The 19,278-nt window shown below is 57.1% G+C and carries 18 protein-coding genes; 8 read left to right on the top strand and 10 right to left on the bottom strand.

Annotated features, from left to right (window positions below; translation table 11 throughout):
• Positions 1-2 precede the first annotated feature (2 nt).
• The 3 genes from sdhA to sdhC are packed head-to-tail and all read right to left on the bottom strand — an operon-like array spanning position 3 to position 2,514.
• The gene (sdhA, locus tag QMN93_RS06035) at positions 3-1,769 is read right to left on the bottom strand and encodes a succinate dehydrogenase flavoprotein subunit (protein WP_023310789.1); all 1,767 of its coding nucleotides are present in this window, start codon (positions 1,767-1,769) and stop codon (positions 3-5) included.
• Positions 1,769-2,116: a succinate dehydrogenase membrane anchor subunit gene (gene sdhD, locus QMN93_RS06030; protein ID WP_008501088.1), complete on the bottom strand. Its 348-nt coding sequence runs from the start codon at positions 2,114-2,116 to the stop codon at positions 1,769-1,771. Before sdhD ends, sdhA begins: the two co-directional genes overlap by 1 nt.
• On the bottom strand, positions 2,110-2,514 hold the full coding sequence (gene sdhC, locus QMN93_RS06025; RefSeq protein WP_020684965.1) for a succinate dehydrogenase cytochrome b556 subunit: 405 nt from the start codon (positions 2,512-2,514) through the stop codon (positions 2,110-2,112). Before sdhC ends, sdhD begins: the two co-directional genes overlap by 7 nt.
• Before the next feature lie 639 nt (positions 2,515-3,153).
• Here sdhC and QMN93_RS06020 point away from each other — a divergent pair.
• Positions 3,154-4,437, top strand: coding sequence for a citrate synthase (locus QMN93_RS06020; RefSeq protein ID WP_023334930.1), 1,284 nt, complete (start codon positions 3,154-3,156; stop codon positions 4,435-4,437).
• A 152-nt stretch (positions 4,438-4,589) separates the two neighbouring features.
• Here the strand turns inward: QMN93_RS06020 and nei are convergent, their stop codons facing one another.
• The 7 genes from nei to QMN93_RS05985 all read right to left on the bottom strand — a co-directional run bounded on the left by nei (position 4,590) and on the right by QMN93_RS05985 (position 10,696).
• On the bottom strand, positions 4,590-5,381 hold the full coding sequence (gene nei, locus QMN93_RS06015; protein WP_182383186.1) for an endonuclease VIII: 792 nt from the start codon (positions 5,379-5,381) through the stop codon (positions 4,590-4,592).
• 19 nt (positions 5,382-5,400) lie between these two features.
• On the bottom strand, positions 5,401-6,141 hold the full coding sequence (gene pxpA / locus QMN93_RS06010; RefSeq protein WP_069303826.1) for a 5-oxoprolinase subunit PxpA: 741 nt from the start codon (positions 6,139-6,141) through the stop codon (positions 5,401-5,403).
• Entirely contained in the window at positions 6,128-7,060 is a 933-nt protein-coding gene (gene pxpC / locus QMN93_RS06005) for a 5-oxoprolinase subunit PxpC (protein ID WP_073000811.1), read from the bottom strand. Before pxpC ends, pxpA begins: the two co-directional genes overlap by 14 nt.
• Complete coding sequence (gene pxpB, locus QMN93_RS06000; RefSeq protein WP_045887708.1) at positions 7,054-7,710, bottom strand: 5-oxoprolinase subunit PxpB; 657 nt, start codon at positions 7,708-7,710, stop codon at positions 7,054-7,056. Before pxpB ends, pxpC begins: the two co-directional genes overlap by 7 nt.
• A gap of 14 nt (positions 7,711-7,724) precedes the next feature.
• Complete coding sequence (locus QMN93_RS05995) at positions 7,725-8,468, bottom strand: type 2 GTP cyclohydrolase I (protein ID WP_023310783.1); 744 nt, start codon at positions 8,466-8,468, stop codon at positions 7,725-7,727.
• A gap of 10 nt (positions 8,469-8,478) precedes the next feature.
• The gene (phrB, locus tag QMN93_RS05990; protein WP_182383185.1) at positions 8,479-9,891 is read right to left on the bottom strand and encodes a deoxyribodipyrimidine photo-lyase; all 1,413 of its coding nucleotides are present in this window, start codon (positions 9,889-9,891) and stop codon (positions 8,479-8,481) included.
• A gap of 598 nt (positions 9,892-10,489) precedes the next feature.
• Positions 10,490-10,696, bottom strand: coding sequence for a YbfA family protein (locus QMN93_RS05985; protein WP_023310781.1), 207 nt, complete (start codon positions 10,694-10,696; stop codon positions 10,490-10,492).
• A 308-nt stretch (positions 10,697-11,004) separates the two neighbouring features.
• Here QMN93_RS05985 and kdpF point away from each other — a divergent pair, with 308 nt between their 5' ends.
• From kdpF to speFL, 7 genes are all read left to right on the top strand, one after another.
• Positions 11,005-11,094, top strand: coding sequence for a K(+)-transporting ATPase subunit F (kdpF, locus tag QMN93_RS05980; RefSeq protein ID WP_014069365.1), 90 nt, complete (start codon positions 11,005-11,007; stop codon positions 11,092-11,094).
• Positions 11,094-12,773 (top strand): potassium-transporting ATPase subunit KdpA, encoded by a 1,680-nt coding sequence (gene kdpA, locus QMN93_RS05975; RefSeq protein WP_193138920.1) that lies wholly within the window; start codon positions 11,094-11,096, stop codon positions 12,771-12,773. The genes kdpF and kdpA overlap by 1 nt, the downstream gene beginning before the upstream one ends.
• Before the next feature lie 18 nt (positions 12,774-12,791).
• Positions 12,792-14,840 carry a potassium-transporting ATPase subunit KdpB gene (gene kdpB / locus QMN93_RS05970; protein ID WP_023310779.1) on the top strand — a complete coding sequence of 683 codons (2,049 nt, stop codon included), beginning with the start codon at positions 12,792-12,794 and terminating at the stop codon, positions 14,838-14,840.
• A gap of 12 nt (positions 14,841-14,852) precedes the next feature.
• Complete coding sequence (gene kdpC / locus QMN93_RS05965) at positions 14,853-15,428, top strand: potassium-transporting ATPase subunit KdpC (RefSeq protein ID WP_064673652.1); 576 nt, start codon at positions 14,853-14,855, stop codon at positions 15,426-15,428.
• Positions 15,429-18,116, top strand: coding sequence for a two-component system sensor histidine kinase KdpD (gene kdpD, locus QMN93_RS05960; protein WP_193138918.1), 2,688 nt, complete (start codon positions 15,429-15,431; stop codon positions 18,114-18,116).
• A complete protein-coding gene (gene kdpE, locus QMN93_RS05955; RefSeq protein ID WP_008501074.1) occupies positions 18,113-18,790 on the top strand; it encodes a two-component system response regulator KdpE in 678 nt (225 codons plus the stop codon). Before kdpD ends, kdpE begins: the two co-directional genes overlap by 4 nt.
• Positions 18,791-19,069: 279 nt before the next feature.
• On the top strand, positions 19,070-19,174 hold the full coding sequence (gene speFL / locus QMN93_RS05950; RefSeq protein ID WP_003858645.1) for a leader peptide SpeFL: 105 nt from the start codon (positions 19,070-19,072) through the stop codon (positions 19,172-19,174).
• Positions 19,175-19,278 lie beyond the last annotated feature (104 nt).

Genomic DNA, 19,278 nt, shown 5'->3' with positions numbered 1-19,278 from the left:
CATTAGTAAGTACGAATCTTCGGCGGGAACGCCGGACGCAGTTTCGGTTCCATGTTGACGCTACGACGCGTCATGGATTCCGACTCTGGCAGATACAGGGAATGGCACAGCCAGTTTTCGTCATCACGATCCGGGAAGTCGAAGCGGCTATGCGCGCCACGGCTTTCGGTACGGAAGTTTGCCGACATCGCCGTCGCGAACGCGGTTTCCATCAGGTTATCCAGCTCCAGGCACTCAACGCGCTGGGTGTTGAATTCGCTGGAGGTGTCGTCCAGACGGGCATTTTTCAGACGCTCGCGGATCGCTTTCAGCTGCTCAAGACCTTTGGCCATCGCGTCGCCTTCGCGGAATACCGAGAAGTTGTGCTGCATGCATTCCTGCAGCGCTTTACGGATTTCCACCGGATCTTCGCCGTTACGGTTACCGTTCCAGCGGTTGAGGCGCTCAAGAGAGGCATCAATTTCGTCGTCGGTTGCGTCACGCAGCGCGCCCTGCTCGGCAATGGATTCCTGCAGATGCAGACCGACTGCACGACCAAACACCACCAGGTCCAGCAGGGAGTTGCCGCCCAGACGGTTTGCACCGTGTACGGATACGCAGGCAATTTCGCCTACCGCGAACAGGCCAGGAATGACCACGTCTTCGCCCTGCTCGTTTACGGTCAGCGCCTGACCGGTCACTTTGGTCGGAATACCGCCCATCATGTAGTGGCAGGTTGGGATAACCGGAATCGGCTCTTTCACCGGGTCGACGTGTGCGAAGGTGCGGGACAGTTCCAGGATGCCCGGCAGACGGGACTCCAGAACTTCTTTACCCAGATGGTCGAGCTTCAGCTTCGCGTGTGGACCCCACGGGCCGTCACAGCCGCGGCCTTCACGGATTTCGATCATGATGGAACGCGCCACCACGTCACGACCCGCCAGGTCTTTCGCATTCGGGGCATAACGCTCCATGAAGCGCTCGCCGTGCTTGTTCAGCAGGTAGCCACCTTCACCGCGGCAGCCTTCTGTTACCAGAACGCCCGCACCGGCGATACCGGTTGGGTGGAACTGCCACATCTCCATATCCTGCACCGGCACGCCCGCGCGGATAGCCATACCGACGCCGTCACCGGTATTGATGTGGGCGTTGGTGGTGGACTGATAGATACGGCCTGCGCCGCCGGTAGCCAGCACGGTAGCGCGGGCTTTGAAGTAAACCACTTCACCGGTTTCGATGCACAGCGCGGTACAGCCGACGATTGCGCCATCGGCGTTTTTCACCAGATCCAGCGCGTACCACTCGGAGAAGATGGTGGTATGGTTTTTCAGGTTCTGCTGATACAGGGTGTGCAGCAGTGCGTGACCGGTACGGTCAGCCGCCGCCGCGGTACGTGCCGCCTGCTCGCCGCCGAAGTTTTTCGACTGGCCGCCAAACGGACGCTGATAGATGGTGCCATTTTCCAGACGGGAGAACGGCAGACCCATGTGGTCCAGCTCCAGAATCGCTTCCGGGCCGGTTTTACACATATATTCGATGGCATCCTGGTCGCCGATGTAGTCGGAACCTTTTACCGTGTCGTACATGTGCCATTCCCAGTTATCTTCATGGGAGTTACCCAGCGCAACGGTGATACCGCCCTGCGCAGACACAGTGTGGGAACGGGTCGGGAAAACTTTAGAGAGCAGCGCACAGGTCTGGCCGCTCTGGGAAATTTGCAGTGCGGCACGCATACCTGCGCCACCGGCACCAATTACAACAGCATCAAATTCTCTGACTGGCAGTTTCATTACACACCCCACACCACAACGAATCCATAAATAACGTAAACCACCAGTGCAACAACAATGGCCAGCTGCAGTGGGAGGCGAATCGCCAGCGGTTTAACGTAATCGGTCAACACCTGCCACATTCCAATCCACGCATGAATAAGGATGGAGAACAGAGCCAGCAGGGTGAACACTTTGGTGAAGGCGGATCCGAAGAACCCACTCCAGATTTCCCACGTCAGCGTGCCGCTGGTCGCGAAGAAACCGATCATATAGATGATGTAAAGAGTGAGAACGATGGCGGTAGCACGGACCAGAATGAAGTCATGTACGCCGTTGCGTCCTAATGCGGAGGCGTTGCTTACCATACGAGAACTCCTGCGAGAAGTGAAAGCACGACAGTAATCACAAATGAAATGTTAGCGGAGCGTTTCCCGGCTTCGAAAGTCTCTTCCAGGTAGCCAAAGTCCATCAGCATATGGCGAACACCCACGACGACGTGGTACGCCAGCGCGGTCAGAATGCCCCACATGATAAATTTCACGAAGAAGCTGTTCATGATGGCGGAGGCCTGGAGGAATCCTTCAGGGGAAGAGAGGCTGGTGCCCAGTAACCACAGCAAAATACCGACCGCCACAAACGTAATCACACCAGAAACACGGTGCAGAATGGACGCTATTGCTGTTACAGGGAACCGGATCGTTTTGAGATCCAGATTGACAGGTCTTTGTTTTTTCACATTTCTTATCATGAATAACGCCCACATGCTGTTCTTATTGTTTCCTTCCTCCGGACTGCGATGCGGGTCAAGCAGCGTTCCTTTTCTATAACTGCGCGTCATGCAAAACACTGCTTCCAGATGCTTAAACGACACGTTACAACGCTGGGTGGCTCGGGATTGCAGGGTGTTCCGGAGACCTGGCGGCAGTATAGGCCGTTCACAAAATCATTACAATTAACCTACATACAGTTTGTCGGGTTTTCTCTGGAACAGTGATCAGGGTCACGATAACAACATCTTTTTAATTTTTAATCATCTGATTTGACAAATGTTAAACAATATTGTTACAAACGTCATCAGAAAAGGCATATAATGCGCAAAAGTTATGAGGTCTCTCTTTCACCTGACAAATAGTTATGTAACAGTGTGATGGTATTGACCGAAGTTATCAGGACAGTTATTAGTGATATACAGGTTTGAATAATTCGGACTGCAAAAACGCTGATTTGCTGTTGTTTCACTGATATTTCATTCGTTTACCTGCAAGGCGCCATAGCTCTGTACCCTGGTTTGTCCTCGTGAGCTGAGCGGTAAGCCAAATAACAATCTGGTAACGGTGATTAACAGCTGAAAGCAAATCCGGTAAAGCGCAGTCTTAAGCATAAGGCGCTAAGGAGACCGTAAATGGCTGATACAAAGGCAACGCTCACCCTAAATGGTGACACTGCTATTGAACTGGATGTGCTAAAAGGCACGCTCGGTCAGGATGTTATTGATATCCGTACGCTGGGCTCTAAAGGTGTATTCACCTTTGACCCTGGATTTACCTCTACCGCATCTTGCGAATCCAAAATCACCTACATTGACGGTGACGAAGGTATCCTGCTCCATCGCGGCTTCCCCATCGATCAGTTAGCCACCGAATCCAACTATCTGGAAGTGTGCTACATCCTGCTGAACGGCGAAAAACCGACGCAGGCACAGTACGATGAATTCAAAACCACCGTGACCCGTCACACCATGATCCATGAGCAGATTACCCGTCTGTTCCATGCGTTCCGTCGTGACTCTCACCCGATGGCGGTGATGTGCGGGATTACCGGTGCGCTGGCGGCGTTCTACCACGACTCACTTGACGTGAATAACCCACGTCACCGCGATATCGCGGCGTTCCGCCTGCTGTCCAAAATGCCTACCATGGCGGCGATGTGCTACAAATACTCCATCGGCCAGCCGTTTGTGTATCCGCGCAACGACCTCTCCTACGCGGGTAACTTCCTGCGCATGATGTTCTCCACGCCGTGCGAAGAGTACGAAGTGAACCCGGTGCTGGAACGCGCGATGGACCGTATTCTGATCCTGCACGCTGACCATGAACAAAACGCCTCTACCTCTACCGTCCGTACCGCGGGCTCTTCAGGCGCGAACCCGTTCGCCTGTATCGCTGCGGGCATCGCCTCCCTGTGGGGACCGGCGCACGGTGGCGCGAACGAAGCGGCACTGAAGATGCTGGAAGAGATCAGCACCGTTGAGCACATTCCTGAGTTCGTGCGTCGTGCGAAAGACAAGAATGACTCCTTCCGCCTGATGGGCTTCGGTCACCGTGTTTACAAAAACTATGACCCGCGCGCCACCGTCATGCGTGAGACCTGCCACGAAGTGCTGAAAGAGCTGGGTACCAAAGATGACCTGCTGGAAGTGGCGATGGAGCTGGAACACATCGCGCTGAACGACCCGTACTTCATCGAGAAGAAACTCTACCCGAACGTCGATTTCTACTCTGGCATTATTCTGAAAGCGATGGGCATTCCGTCTTCCATGTTCACCGTGATCTTCGCCATGGCCCGTACCGTAGGCTGGATTGCGCACTGGAACGAAATGCACAGCGAAGGCATGAAAATCGCCCGTCCTCGTCAGCTGTACACCGGCTACGAGCAGCGTGATTTTAAGTCTGATATTAAGCGCTAACAGAAGTTGGGTGCGGCCTGATGCCCTCACCCCGGCCCTCTCCCACAGGGAGAGGGTGAACACCTTAAAAACGGTAACCCATGGGTTACCGTTTTACTTTTATTGCTGGCAAAAATGTAGGCCGGGTAAGGCGGAGCCGCCGCCCGGCTTTTTTATTTTTGACAGTGTGGACACCAGTAAAAAGGTCTGGAAGAGAGCATAATCCTGTCGATAATCCCGCCGCATCGCTCGCACTTTTTCCCCGCCCGATGAAACACCTTGAACCGGAACAGCGCCCCATGATGCGTGTTCTCATCCACCACGCCGCGCGTGTTGTACGACAGCCGCGGAATATCCAGCAGCGCGTGGGATAACGCCTCCAGCTGTTCATCGCTCAGCTGAGACGCTTTATGCTGCGGCGCCAGCCCGACTTCCCAGAGGATCTCTACCCGCAGGTAGTTACCCAGCCCGGCCAGAAAGGCCTGGTCGAGGAACAGACCGGAAAACTGTCGGTTACGGAATTTAGGTGATAACAGCCGGGCCTTCACGTCGCTTGCCGTCAGGCGCATGTCCAGCACGTCCGGCCCGACCCGCTGCAGAAACGGGTGCGTCAGCAGCTGCTCCGGCGTTAACATTTCGATCTCCGACGCGCTATAGAGCAGGATCGCCTTATCCGCCGTTTGCAGCCTGACGCGCAGCACGCGGGTGGTTTGCGGCTGCTCGTCCGCCTCCACCACGCGCCAGACGCCGTAAAGCTGGTTATGGCTATATAACGTCAGGTTATGGGAAAAGTGCGTGAGCAAGGCCTTGCCGCGCGTTTCAAAATGGGTCACCGTCTGGCCCACCAGCTGTGATTCAAACGGTTTCAGTTGAGGAAAAGCAAACCAGACATCCGTCAGGGGTTTGCCCTTTATCGCCGCCTCCAGGCTATCCGCCGCGCGGCGGATCTCCGGACCTTCAGGCATTTTTGTGTCCTTATCGTCATTATTCGGCGCTGACGAGGATGCCCTCTTCAGAGAACGCTGCCCGCAAGCGGCGCGCGAACTGGAGCGCATGCTCGCCATCGCCGTGTAAACATACCGTATCGGCCTGAACGTTTGCCGGTGTTCCATCCACGGCGGTCACCCGCCCGGCGCGCACCATCTCCAGCGTCTGCGCCAACGATTTGCCTTCATCGGTAATCAGCGCCCCGGCCTGCGTCCGCGGAACCAGGCTGCCGTCCGGCAGGTATCCACGATCGGCAAACACTTCCTGACGCGTGGTCAGCCCCAGCCGTTGTCCGGCGCGAATCAGCTCGCTTCCCGCAAGGCCTACCAGAATCAGCTGCGGATTACAGTCCCACACCGCGCGGGCAATGGCGTCCGCCAGATCCGCATCTTTCGCCGCCTGGTTGTAAAGCATGCCGTGCGGCTTCACGTGGCGCATCACGCCGTTCTGGGCGCGCACCATCGCCTCCAGCGCGCCGATCTGGTAGAGCACCTGCGCGTAGACCGTATCCGGCGGCAGATCCATCGCCGTACGGCCAAAGTTTTCCCGATCGGGAAAGCTGGGGTGAGCCCCAATCGCGACGCCGTTTTTAATGGCATTACGCACGCTCTCCAGCATGGTTTGCGCATCCCCCGCGTGAAAGCCGCAGGCGATATTGACCGAGGTAACCAGGGTCATCAGTTCCGCATCAGCGCTGCTTCCCTCCCCCAGATCGGCGTTCAAATCAATCTTTACCATCAAGCCTCCACGCCAGCTGTTCGAGATAACGCTGCTGATCCTGCCGCGCTTTCAGCGCCTCCTCCAGCGAACACTGCACGAAGTGAATCGGCTGACCGAGGGGAATTTGCGCCAGATGGTAGCGATCCGCTTCAATGATGCAGGCAATGCGCGGGTAACCGCCGGTAGTTTGCGCGTCGTTCATTAACACGATGGGCTGACCGTTCCCCGGCACCTGAATAACCCCCGGCAATAAACCGTGGGAGAGCAGTTCCCGGTCCGTCGTGCGGGTCAGCGGCTGACCCTGCAGGCGGTAGCCCATGCGGTTACTCTGCGGGCTGATCTTCCACGGCGCGCGCCAGAAGGACTCTTTAGAAGCCTCGTCAAACTCATGATATTCCGGCCCCGGTAAGGCACGGATCTGGTTTCCCCACAGCAGCTGTTTTACGCCCTGCGTGGTCGAGAAATGGCGCGCGGAGTCTTTGATTGCCAGCCGATCGCCGTCGCGCAACAAACGTCCTTCGTGACCGCCGATCCCGGCTTTTTGATCGGTACTGGATGAACCCAATACCTCCGGCACGTCGATGCCGCCAGCCACCGCGAGATAGCTACGCACGCCGTGCAGCGGACGTTTTAGCGTCAGGCGCTGCCCGGCTTTCGCCCGCAGCCGCCAGCCGGTCCACACCGCTTTGCCATCCAGCGTCGCATCACACCCTGCGCCGGTTAAGGCAAACCAGGTCTCCTGACCAAACTCAATCACACACTGACCCAGCGTAATTTCTAGCGCCGCCGTGCTGCCTGGGTTGCCCACAAGCAGGTTGGCAATCTCCAGCGAAGGACGGTCAAGCGCACCGCAGTAGCTCACGCCCGACTGGCGCAGACCAAAGCGCCCGGCATCCTGTACGGAGGTGTAAAGCCCGGCGCGAATAAGCGTTAACATACCCCCTCCTTCTGCGGGATAAAGCGAAGGGTATCGCCGGGACGCAGGAGTATTGGCGTCTCCAGCCCGGGTTCAAATAACGGTGTAGCGGTATGCCCAATAAGCTGCCAGCCGCCGGGCGATGTCAGCGGATAAACGCCGGTCTGCTCGCCGCCGATAGCCACCGTTCCCGCCGGCACGCTCAGGCGCGGCTCGGCACGGCGTGGCGTATGCAGCCGGGGAGATAATCCGCCCAGATACGGGAACCCGGGCTGAAATCCCAGGAACCAGACCACGTAGTCAACCGAGCTGTGCAGCTCAACAACCTGCTTTTCTGTTAATCCGCAGTGATCTGCCACCACGCCAAGATCCGGCCCACCCGTACCGCCATAAACGACCGGGATCTCAATGGCGCGCGATTCCGGCTCCAGCGCCTCGCTCTCTTCCCACCAGCGCTGCAAACGCTCAATGGCATCCAGCGCCAGGGTATGCGGGCTACGCAGCACCACGGTGATGTTATTCATCCCCGGAATGGCTTCAACCACCTCCGGTAGTTCGGCCAGACGCTGGGTCAGCCGCCAGATACGCTTTTGCGTGGCAAGCGTCACCGGTGGTTCAAGCTCCAGAACCACGGCGGTTTCACCCAGAAGATAACAACGCGCTCGCTGCACTTAACTACCTCTCGTCAGGCTGGGTTAGGGATATCAATAAAGGTCACATCCAGATCGGTATTTTCCGTCAGCCACTCGCTGAGGGCACGAATGCCGCCGCGCTCGGTGGCGTGATGGCCAGCCGCGTAAAAATGCAGCCCCTGTTCACGCGCCGAATGAATGGTCTGCTCGGAAACTTCGCCGGTGATAAAAGCATCGACGCCGAAACGCGCGGCGCTGTCGATAAAGCCCTGACCGCCGCCGGTACACCATGCGACACGCTTCACCGTATCCGGACCGGTATCACCGCTCCACAGCGGACGACGGCCCAGGCGCGCTTCAATCCATGATGCCAGCTCCAGCCCTGGAACCGGCATCGCCAGCTCGCCCCACGGCACCAGCGGCTCAATTTCACCCATCACGGTAATCCCCAGTAGCTGCGCCAGCTGGACGTTGTTGCCGAGCTCCGGGTGCGCATCCAGCGGCAGATGGTAACCGTAAAGGTTGATGTCATTTGCCAGCAGCGTTTTCAGACGATTGCGCTTCATCCCGCGAATAATCGGCGATTCGTTTTTCCAGAAGTAACCGTGATGAACAATCACCGCGTCGGCGTTCTGACGAACGGCCTCGTCCAGCAGCGCCTGGCTTGCCGTCACGCCGGTGATAATTTTTTGCACCGTCTCACGACCTTCAACCTGGAGCCCGTTCGGTCCGTAATCGCTGAAAGAGGTACTGTTCAGTTTTTCGTTAATCAGGCTTTCCAGTTCGCTGTTTTTCATCATCACTCTCTTATGCTTTGCGGGCAGCTTCGTACGCCGCCAGCGTGGCGACACGCGCCTGTTTATGGTCGACAATCGGACGAGGGTAATCCAGCTTTACACGCTGTTTATCCGCCCATGCCCACGGTTCGTGGATCGCTTTAGCAGGTATAGCGTTAAGTTCAGGAACCCAGCGGCGGATAAACTCGCCGTCCGCATCAAATTTTTGCCCCTGCGTGGTCGGATTGAAAATCCGGAAATAGGGCGCGGCATCGGTGCCGGTAGAGGCTGCCCACTGCCAGCCGCCGTTATTCGCCGCGAGATCGCCATCGATCAGCTGAGAGATAAAATAGCGCTCTCCGATACGCCAGTCGATAAGCAGATCCTTCACCAGAAAGCTGGCGGTAATCATCCGCAGGCGGTTATGCATCCACCCCGTCTCATTAAGCTGACGCATGGCGGCATCGACTATCGGGTAACCCGTCAGCCCTGCTTGCCAGGCTTTCAGCTGCTTATCATTCGATTGCCACTTTACGTTATCGGTCCAGCCAATGAAGGGCCGATGCTTACATAAACCTGGATGAAAGGTCATCAGATGACGATAAAACTCGCGCCAGATAAGTTCATTCAGCCAGACAGACCCTGCGCCCCCCTCCAGCGCCTGCGGCTGCTCCGCCAGCAGACGATGCAAACACTGGCGCGGTGAGATCGCGCCCAGCGCCAGACAGGCCGACAGGCGGCTGGTACCCTCGATGGCGGGAAAATCCCGACGCGCGTCGTAACTGGCTGCGTCCTGCTTGCAGAACTGGCGCAGTTGGGCGATGGCCGCTTTCTCATCGGCGGGGAACAGCGTTTCATCAAACGGCTGCTGAGGGTAATCAAACGTCAGCTCAGGCAGATCCTTTATGGCTTCGCCTCGCACGGCAGGCGCGGCAACGCACTCCGGCAGCGCCTCTTTCAGACGTTTGATAAAGGCATTTTTGAACGGCGTAAAAACTTTATACATCTCGTGGTTGCCGGTCACCACGCTGCCCGGCGCCAGCATCACGCTGTCATCAAACCCTTGACAGACCACCCCTTCCAGCATCTTCTCCAGCTGGCGGTCGCGCTGCTGTTCGTTGAATTCGTACTGATAGTTGTAAAAAAGATGCGTGACGTTGTGCTGCTTACATATCTCCTGCACCGTCTGAAGCTGTGCGGCAAAATCACTCACCTCTTTATAGAGAAGCGGTATGCCTTTCCCGGCAAGCGAGTGCTGCAGATCGTTCAGATACGCCCGGAGCAAGGCCGCCTGCCGGGGGGCCATATCGTGCTGCCGCCACTGCTCGGGCGTGGCCATAAACAGGGCCAGTACGTTAGCGTCTTTGGCGCGGCAGGCTGCCGCAAGGGCGATGTTGTCATGTACGCGCAGGTCCGCGCGAAACCAAACCAGATGGGTGGGCATAAAACTCCAGGCAATTATCCATTATGTCCGTAAGGGCATGCCGTAAAAGGAAAAAGCATGCATTGAACTACTTTGCCATGAAGTGTAGACGGGATGAAATAAAAAAGGCCGCCCGAGGCGGCCTTAGCGCTACTTGTCCTGCGCTATCGTGGTTAACGCGACAAACCCATTAGGTTTATCGCTCTTTACAACGAGTACGCTGGCGACAATGAACGCGATGCAAAAATAGCGTTTCATTATGCGGTCCCTGCTGCTAACCGCTCCACCGTTCACCACCGGTGATAAGTCGGTGGACACAAGCCCGGGTAGGCGGGCTGCTTTACGGCTGTAAGTACACCTTTCCCAGGACCGATGCCCATTTGCGAGATGGCGGAAAGGGACGCAGCATCATAATTAACATCCGCTGCGAAGGTAATATACTCGAATAAAATTAGGAATTTATAAAGGCTTCGAGGGATTGCCATCTGCTTACAGGAGGGTATGATAAAAATCCCGGGTAGGGGCTGCAAGACCACCCAACGGACCGCGAATCCCGAGGGACAAAAAAACCGCCAACAGTAATGTGGCGGTTTTTTTATTGCTATGTGTAGTCTTAGTATCAGTAGAAATCGCAGGTCGCTTTCTCGGCCTGATCCATCCACACCGGCTTCTCGCTGGTTTTCGCCCAGACGCGATGCAGATAGCTGTAAAAACGTGCACGATCTTTCCAGAACAGCATCACCGGCAGAGCCAGCACGCCAGCCACTACGGCGAAAGCGCGGCGCAAGAACACGATATGAGCCGGATACTCTTTATAAAGATCCATATTTTCTCCCCTATAGTTGGCCGGAAACGTCATCCGGAAAATTCAAAATCTGTGACCTGGCTAAAATAATATCGCTTTGTTTGTAATTTTACTACTCATCCGACCACTTATTTTTGCCCATTTAGTGAATATTTACATTCACGCCGTAATTAAGTTACAAAAAAGTTAACAGTTTACTTATCAATAGTTAAATTGTGGGCTTTGCCATTTTTATACTTTTTTTACACCCGCCCTCCCCATTTTTGCGAAATCTTTGCGCCGGAAATCCTACCGTTAGTACAACAACGAAAGTCACCCGGAGGTGGATTGTGAGTGCAGGTCTTATTGCCGGCATCGTGCTGGTGTTCCTGTTATTGGGTTATCTGGTCTATGCCCTGATTAATGCGGAGGCCTTCTGATGGCTGCTCAGGCGTTTCTGCTTATTGCCAGCTTCTTAGTGGTACTGTTCATTCTGGCAAGGCCACTGGGATCGGGACTGGCACGATTGATCAACAACGTTCCTCTGCCCGGCACGGGAAGCGTTGAAAAAGGGATCTGGCGCGTGCTGGGAATAGACGATCGGGAGATGAACTGGCGTCAGTATCTGATCGCCATTTTGCTGCTGAATATCGTTGGGCTCATTGCGCTTTTTGCCATGCTGATGTTGCAGGGCATCCTGCCGCTGAATGCGCAACAGTTACCGGGCCTGTCCTGGCATCTTGCGCTGAACACGGCGGTGAGCTTTGTTACTAACACCAACTGGCAGTCCTACGCCGGTGAAACCACGCTGAGCTATTTCAGCCAGATGGTCGGGTTAACCGTGCAAAACTTCCTCTCGGCCGCCAGCGGTATCGCGGTGATCTTCGCGCTGACGCGTGCGTTTGCGCGTCAGAAAATCAATACCCTGGGTAACGCGTGGGTGGATTTGACGCGCATTACGCTGTGGATCCTGCTGCCAATTGCGCTGCTGATCGCGCTGTTCTTTATCCAGCAGGGCACCCTGCAAAACCTGATGCCTTACGCGCCCTATACCTCGCTGGAAGGTGCAAAACAGCTCCTGCCGATGGGGCCAGTAGCGTCACAGGAAGCCATCAAAATGCTCGGGACGAACGGAGGTGGCTTCTTCAACGCCAACTCGTCGCATCCGTTTGAAAACCCTACCGCACTAACCAATTTTGTGCAGATGCTGGCGATTTTCCTGATCCCCGCCGCGCTCTGCTTCGCCTTTGGTGACGTGGTTAACGATCGACGTCAGGGCCGCACCCTGCTCTGGACGATGTCACTTATCTTTGTGGTCTGCGTGGCGCTGGTGATGTGGGCTGAATGGAGCGGCAACGGCCATTTCATGCAGCTTGGGGCCAACAGCAATATCAATATGGAAGGTAAAGAGAGCCGCTTTGGCATTCTTGCCAGCAGCCTGTATGCGGTAGTCACCACGGCGGCCTCGTGCGGGGCAGTCAACGCCATGCATGATTCCTTTACGGCGCTGGGTGGCATGATCCCGATGTGGCTGATGCAGATTGGCGAAGTCGTCTTTGGCGGCGTGGGCTCGGGTCTTTACGGCATGCTGCTGTTCGTGCTGCTGGCGGTATTTATTGCCGGTTTGATGATTGGCCGCACTCCGGAATACCTCGGTAAAAAAATCGACGTCCGCGAGATGAAATTAACCGCGCTGGCGATTCTGGTTACCCCGGCGCTTGTGCTGCTCGGCACCGCGCTGGCGCTGATGACCGAGGCCGGACGCAGCGGCATCTTTAACCCCGGCATTCACGGTTTTAGCGAAGTGCTGTATGCCGTCTCCTCTGCCGCCAACAACAACGGCAGCGCCTTTGCGGGCTTAAGCGCCAACTCACCGTTCTGGAACTGCCTGCTGGCGTTCTGCATGTTTGTGGGTCGCTTTGGGATCATTGTGCCGGTGTTGGCGATTGCCGGATCGCTGGTGAATAAAAAAATCCAACCGACCACCACCGGGACATTACCGACCCACGGCGCGCTGTTTATCGGCCTGCTGACGGGTACCGTGTTACTGGTCGGCGCCCTGACCTTTATCCCCGCCCTCGCGTTAGGCCCGGTCGCGGAATACCTCTCTTTACGCTGATTTTGCGGAGAAATTGTCATGAGTCGTAAACAACTGGCCCTGTTCGAACCGTCATTAGTTCGCCAGGCGCTCATGGATGCGGTGAAAAAGCTGAGCCCGCGCGTGCAGTGGCACAACCCGGTGATGTTTATTGTCTGGGCGGGAAGCGTCCTGACCACCGCCCTGGCGATTGCCATGGGAACGGGCCACATGCCGGGAAATGCGATGTTTACCGGCGCCATCAGCCTGTGGCTGTGGTTTACCGTGCTGTTCGCCAACTTTGCGGAAGCGCTGGCGGAAGGCCGGAGTAAAGCCCAGGCCAACAGCCTGAAAGGGGTGAAGAAAACCGCCTTCGCGCGCAAGCTGCGTGAACCGAAATACGGCGCGCAGATGGACCACGTTCCGGCGGATGAACTGCGCAAAGGCGATGTGGTGCTGGTGGAAGCCGGTGACATTATCCCTTGCGACGGTGAAGTCATCGAAGGGGGCGCCTCGGTGGATGAAAGCGCCATTACCGGGGAGTCCGCGCCGGTTATCCGTGAGTCCGGCGGCGATTTCGCCTCCGTGACGGGCGGGACGCGCATTCTCTCCGACTGGCTGGTGATCCAGTGTAGCGTTAACCCGGGGGAAACCTTCCTCGACCGGATGATCGCCATGGTGGAAGGCGCCCAGCGCCGTAAAACACCGAACGAGATCGCCCTGACCATCCTGCTGGTGGCCCTGACCATCGTCTTCCTGCTGGCAACCGCGACCCTGTGGCCGTTCTCCGCCTATGGCGGCACCGCGGTCACCATCACGGTGCTGGTGGCGCTGCTGGTCTGCCTGATCCCCACCACCATTGGTGGCCTGCTGTCAGCCATCGGCGTAGCCGGCATGAGCCGTATGCTCGGTGCCAACGTCATCGCCACCAGCGGGCGCGCGGTTGAAGCCGCCGGTGACGTGGACGTCTTACTGCTGGATAAAACCGGGACCATTACCCTCGGTAACCGCCAGGCGTCAGATTTCCTGCCCGCCCCGGGCGTGGATGAAAAAACGCTGGCGGATGCCGCGCAGCTCTCTTCGCTTGCAGATGAAACCCCGGAAGGCCGCAGTATCGTGATCCTCGCCAAGCAGCGCTTTAACCTGCGCCAGCGCGACGTTCAGAGCCTGCACGCTACTTTCGTGCCCTTCACGGCGCAAACCCGCATGAGCGGCATTAACATTCAGGATCGCATGATCCGTAAAGGCTCTGTTGACGCCATCCGTCGCCACATTGAGGCCAACAATGGCCACTTCCCGCCGGAAGTGGACAGCCTGGTCGAAAGCGTGGCCCGTCAGGGGGCGACGCCGCTGGTGGTGGCCGAAGGGGCACACGTGCTGGGAGTGATTGCCCTGAAGGATATCGTCAAAGGCGGCATCAAGGAGCGCTTTGCCCAGCTGCGTAAAATGGGGATCAAAACGGTGATGATCACCGGGGATAACCGTCTTACCGCCGCGGCAATTGCCGCCGAAGCGGGCGTGGATGATTTTCTTTCTGAAGCCACACCGGAAGCAAAACTGGCGCTGATTCGTCAGTATCAGGCGGAAGGCCGTCTGGTGGCGATGACGGGCGACGGCACCAACGACGCCCCTGCCCTGGCGCAGGCCGACGTGGCGGTGGCAATGAACTCCGGTACCCAGGCGGCAAAAGAGGCGGGCAACATGGTCGACCTCGACTCAAACCCGACCAAGCTGATTGAAGTGGTGCACATTGGCAAGCAGATGCTGATGACGCGCGGGTCGCTGACCACGTTCAGTATTGCCAACGACGTGGCGAAATATTTCGCCATCATTCCGGCGGCGTTTGCTGCGACCTACCCGCAATTAAACGCGTTGAACGTGATGCACCTGCACTCTCCGGCATCGGCCATTCTGAGCGCAGTGATCTTTAACGCCCTGATTATTGTCTTCCTGATCCCGCTGGCGCTGAAAGGCGTGAGCTATAAGCCGCTCACGGCCGCCGCCATGCTGCGCCGCAACCTGTGGATTTACGGCCTGGGCGGGCTGGTGGTGCCTTTCATCGGTATCAAGGTTATCGACCTGCTGTTGACGCTGTTCGGCCTGGTTTAAAAGGTGAATCAAATGACGATGTTACGCCCCGCTATACTTCTGTTTATTCTGCTGTCTCTCATTACCGGCGGGCTGTACCCGCTGGTGACCACCGCGCTGGGCCAGTGGTGGTTTAAGGATCGGGCCAACGGCTCGCTGATTATGCAAAACGGTGAAAGCCGCGGTTCGCGCCTGATTGGTCAGAACTTTACGGATGCCCGTTACTTCCAGGGACGCCCTTCCGCCACTGCCGAAAGCCCGTATAATCCAATGGCATCCGGCGGCAGTAACCTTGCGGGCAGCAACCCCGAGCTGGACAAAGCCGTTGCTGAGCGCGTGGCAGCCCTGCGTGCCGCTAATCCGCAGGCCAGCCGTGAGGTGCCCGTAGAGCTGGTGACCGCCTCGGCCAGCGGGCTGGACTACAGCCTGACGCCGGCAGCCGCGGCATGGCAAATCCCGCGCGTCGCCGCGGCCCGTCAGCTGACCGTCGAACAGGTTAGCCGGCTGGTTGCGGAGCACACGCAAAAGCCGCTGGTCAGCTTTATCGGCATGCCCGTGGTGAATATTGTTGAGCTGAATCTGGCGCTGGACGCGCTAAGGAAAAACTAAATGACCGACGAGCCCATGCGCCCGGATCCGGACAGGCTGCTTGAACAGACGGCTGAAGCCCATCGCGGCAAACTGAAAATTTTCTTTGGCGCCTGCGCAGGCGTCGGGAAAACCTTCGCCATGCTGACGGAAGCCCAGCGGCTTCGGGCGCAGGGGCTCGATATTTTGATTGGCGTGGTTGAAACCCACGGACGTAAAGAGACGGCATCGCTGCTGAAGGGGCTGGCTACCCAGCCGCCCCGCCGCATCAGCCACCGCGGTCGGTTAGTTACCGAATTCGATCTTGATGCCGCCCTCGCCCGCCGTCCCGCCCTTATCCTGATGGACGAGCTGGCGCACAGCAATGCGCCAGGCTCACGCCACCCAAAGCGCTGGCAGGATGTTGAAGAGCTGCTTGAAGCCGGCATCGACGTTTTCACGACGGTTAACGTTCAGCATCTCGAAAGCCTGAACGACGTGGTCAGCGGCGTGACCGGCATTCAGGTGCGCGAGACGGTGCCCGACCCCTTCTTTGATTCCGCCGATGAAGTGGTGCTGGTTGACCTGCCCCCTGACGATTTGCGCCAGCGCCTGCACGAAGGCAAAGTCTATATCGCCGGCCAGGCCGAGCGCGCCATCGAACATTTCTTCCGTAAAGGCAACCTGATTGCCCTGCGCGAGCTGGCCCTGCGTCGTACTGCCGATCGCGTCGACGATCAGATGCGCGCCTGGCGCGACCTGCAGGGCCAGGAGCGCGTCTGGCATACGCGAGATGCCATCCTGCTGTGCGTAGGGCACGGCAGCGGCAATGAAAAGCTTGTCCGCACCGCCGCGCGCCTGGCGGCTAAATTTGGCAGCGTCTGGCATGCGGTGTATGTCGAAACGCCGCAGCTGCACGCGCTCCCCGAGAACCAGCGCCGCGCGATATTGAGTTCGCTTCGCCTGGCGCAGGAGCTGGGTGCCGAAACCGCCACTCTTTCCGACCCTCAGGAAGATAAAGCCATCCTGCGCTACGCCCGCGAGCACAATCTGGGAAAAATAGTGATTGGCCGTCGCCAGCATCGCCGCTGGTTTAGCCGCGAATCGTTTGCCGACAAGCTGGCCCGCCGCGCACCGGATCTGGACCTGGTGATCGTGGCGCTGGATGATAAGCCCACGCCGTTACCCAGCCGCGCGCCGGACAGCCGTGCCTTCAGCGATAAATGGCGCATTCAGCTGCGCGGCTGTCTTGTCGCCGTCGTGCTCTGCGCCCTGATTACCGTGATTGCCAGCCAGTGGCTGATCGCATTTGATGCCGCCAACCTGGTGATGATCTACCTGCTTGGCGTAGTGGTGGTGGCGCTCTTTTACGGGCGCTGGCCGTCGGTACTGGCGACGGTGATTAACGTCATCAGCTTCGATCTGTTCTTTATTGCCCCCCGCGGGACGCTCGCCGTGTCGGATGTGCAGTACATCCTCACCTTCGCGGTAATGCTCACCGTCGGGCTGGTAATCGGGAATCTGACGGCGGGCGTGCGCTACCAGGCGCGTATTGCCCGCTATCGCGAACAGCGCACGCGCCATCTCTATGAGATGTCGAAATCGCTGGCGGTGGGCCGCACGCCGCTGGATATCGTGCAGACCAGCGAGCAGTTCATTCGCTCGACGTTTCATGCCAGCAACCTGATTTTGCTCCCGGACGAACACGGCAAGCTGCGCCCGCTGACGTCGGCCTCAGGCATGACGCCCTGGGACGAAGCCATCGCGCGCTGGAGCTTTGATAAAGGGTTACCTGCGGGCGCAGGGACCGACACCTTGCCCGGTGTGCCCTACCAAATTCTGCCGCTGCGCAGCGCCGATAAAAATCAGGGGCTGGTGATTGTTGAGCCCTCAAACCTGCGCCAGCTGATGATCCCTGAACAGCAGCGGCTGCTGGAGACCTTTACGCTGCTGGTTGCCAGCGCGCTGGAGCGGCTTGCCCTCACCGCCAGCGAAGAGCAGGCCCGGCTGGCGAGCGAGCGTGAAAGCATTCGTAACTCGCTGCTGGCGGCGCTCTCTCACGATCTGCGAACCCCGCTCACCGTCCTGTTTGGTCAGTCAGAAATCCTGACGCTGGACCTGGCGGCCGAAGGCTCTAAACACGCCCTTCAGGCCAGCGAGATCCGCCAGCATGTGCTGAATACCACGCGTCTGGTGAATAACCTGCTCGATATGGCGCGTATCCAGTCAGGCGGTTTTAACCTCAAAAAAGAGTGGCTCACGCTTGAAGAGGTAGTGGGCAGCGCCCTGAAAATGCTCGAACCCGGCCTGGGCGGGCGGCATATTGCGCTGAACATGCCCGAGCCCCTGACCTTAATTCACGTTGATGGTCCGCTGTTTGAACGGGTGCTGATCAACCTGCTGGAAAATGCCGGCAAATATGCGGGCGCCAGCGCGCAAATTGGCGTGGATGCGACGGTGGACGACGGCACGCTTCGCCTTGACGTCTGGGATACCGGACCCGGCATTCCCAGCGGGCAGGAGCTGGCAATTTTCGAAAAATTCGCGCGCGGCAATAAGGAGTCGGCCATTCCGGGCGTGGGGCTTGGGCTGGCGATTTGCCAGGCGATCATTGACGTCCATGGCGGGTCCATCTCCGCAGAGAATCGCCCCGAGGGCGGCGCGCGGTTTTGTGTTACACTTCCTCTGGAAACCCCGCCAGAACTTAATGAATTACCAGAGGATTTGTGATCAACGTTCTGATTGTTGAAGATGAGATCGCCATTAGCCGTTTTCTGCGCGCTGCGCTGGAAGGGGACGGTCTGCGCGTTCATGATGCGGGCACGCTTCAACGGGGTTTAATTGAAGCCGCCACCCGCAAGCCGGACCTGGTGATCCTCGATCTTGGTTTGCCGGACGGCGACGGCATCGATTTTATCCGGGAAGTGCGTCAGTGGAGCCAGATGCCGATCCTCGTGCTCTCCGCGCGTACTGAAGAGACGGATAAAATCGCGGCGCTGGATGCCGGTGCAGATGACTATCTGATTAAACCTTTTGGTATCGGCGAGCTTCAGGCTCGCCTTCGCGTGGCGCTGCGTCGCCACAGCGCAACCACGCCAGCTGACCCAACCTACACGTTTGGGGATATCCGGGTTGACCTGGCCGCGCGGCGTATTGTGCGCGGTGAAGAAGAAATCCATCTGACGCCAATAGAATTTCGCCTGCTCGCCGTACTGCTCAACAACCACGGCAAGGTACTCACCCAACGCCAGCTGTTAAGTCAGGTGTGGGGGCCCAACGCGGTGGAACATAGTCATTATTTACGCATATATATGGGACACCTTCGTCAGAAACTCGAAGTTGACCCCGCTCGCCCCCGCCATTTATTAACTGAAACCGGTATCGGTTATCGGTTTATGCTTTGAATAACTATTCATTTTATTTTTAAATAAAAACGAAATCCCTCAGACAATATTTCACAAATAACCCATAAATTATTTTTACGGGCTATTTTCGCTCATTTAAAACATTGACAACACAACCTGTTAACGCATCATCAACAAATCAGAATTTTGATCTGCGATATTCATCCAAAACGAATATTTATTTCTGATTTGATCGGTTAACGGTGATCTACCTCACGGTTAATCGTCTTTCCCTGGATAAAATGACCATGCTTTCAATTACTGAAAGGAAAATGAAACATGGAAAACAACAATCGCTTAATGCCCCATATAAGGCGGACAACACATATCATGATGTTTGCCCACCGAAACTGCTTTGACTTTCATCTCTTTAATGCCCGGTAGTCCTTCGACTTCTGGCGCACTCGCTTACAGGTTATCCTGAAACACCTTATTTTACAGGCCATTGCCTGTGAACTCGTGCGCTCATTCATTTTAATTCAGACTTA

Source organism: Enterobacter sp. R-1.6.2 (assembly GCF_035064085.1).
Lineage (GTDB): Bacteria > Pseudomonadota > Gammaproteobacteria > Enterobacterales > Enterobacteriaceae > Enterobacter > Enterobacter asburiae_B.
The sequence above is the reverse complement of the archived record's forward strand: the minus strand, read 5'-3'. Positions and strand labels throughout refer to the sequence as shown.

Excerpts from the sequence above, each read along its gene's own strand:
- kdpA (WP_193138920.1), top strand. The coding sequence starts at position 11,094 with ATGGCTGCTCAGGCGTTTCTGCTTATTGCCAGCTTCTTAGTGGTACTG.
- sdhA (WP_023310789.1), bottom strand. The coding sequence starts at position 1,769 with ATGAAACTGCCAGTCAGAGAATTTGATGCTGTTGTAATTGGTGCCGGT.
- sdhD (WP_008501088.1), bottom strand. The coding sequence starts at position 2,116 with ATGGTAAGCAACGCCTCCGCATTAGGACGCAACGGCGTACATGACTTC.
- QMN93_RS06020 (WP_023334930.1), top strand. The coding sequence starts at position 3,154 with ATGGCTGATACAAAGGCAACGCTCACCCTAAATGGTGACACTGCTATT.
- QMN93_RS05995 (WP_023310783.1), bottom strand. The coding sequence starts at position 8,468 with ATGAAAAACAGCGAACTGGAAAGCCTGATTAACGAAAAACTGAACAGT.
- sdhC (WP_020684965.1), bottom strand. The coding sequence starts at position 2,514 with ATGTGGGCGTTATTCATGATAAGAAATGTGAAAAAACAAAGACCTGTC.
- kdpB (WP_023310779.1), top strand. The coding sequence starts at position 12,792 with ATGAGTCGTAAACAACTGGCCCTGTTCGAACCGTCATTAGTTCGCCAG.
- speFL (WP_003858645.1), top strand. The coding sequence starts at position 19,070 with ATGGAAAACAACAATCGCTTAATGCCCCATATAAGGCGGACAACACAT.
- pxpA (WP_069303826.1), bottom strand. The coding sequence starts at position 6,141 with ATGGTAAAGATTGATTTGAACGCCGATCTGGGGGAGGGAAGCAGCGCT.
- kdpD (WP_193138918.1), top strand. The coding sequence starts at position 15,429 with ATGACCGACGAGCCCATGCGCCCGGATCCGGACAGGCTGCTTGAACAG.
- phrB (WP_182383185.1), bottom strand. The coding sequence starts at position 9,891 with ATGCCCACCCATCTGGTTTGGTTTCGCGCGGACCTGCGCGTACATGAC.
- nei (WP_182383186.1), bottom strand. The coding sequence starts at position 5,381 with ATGCCTGAAGGTCCGGAGATCCGCCGCGCGGCGGATAGCCTGGAGGCG.
- kdpC (WP_064673652.1), top strand. The coding sequence starts at position 14,853 with ATGACGATGTTACGCCCCGCTATACTTCTGTTTATTCTGCTGTCTCTC.
- QMN93_RS05985 (WP_023310781.1), bottom strand. The coding sequence starts at position 10,696 with ATGGATCTTTATAAAGAGTATCCGGCTCATATCGTGTTCTTGCGCCGC.
- pxpC (WP_073000811.1), bottom strand. The coding sequence starts at position 7,060 with ATGTTAACGCTTATTCGCGCCGGGCTTTACACCTCCGTACAGGATGCC.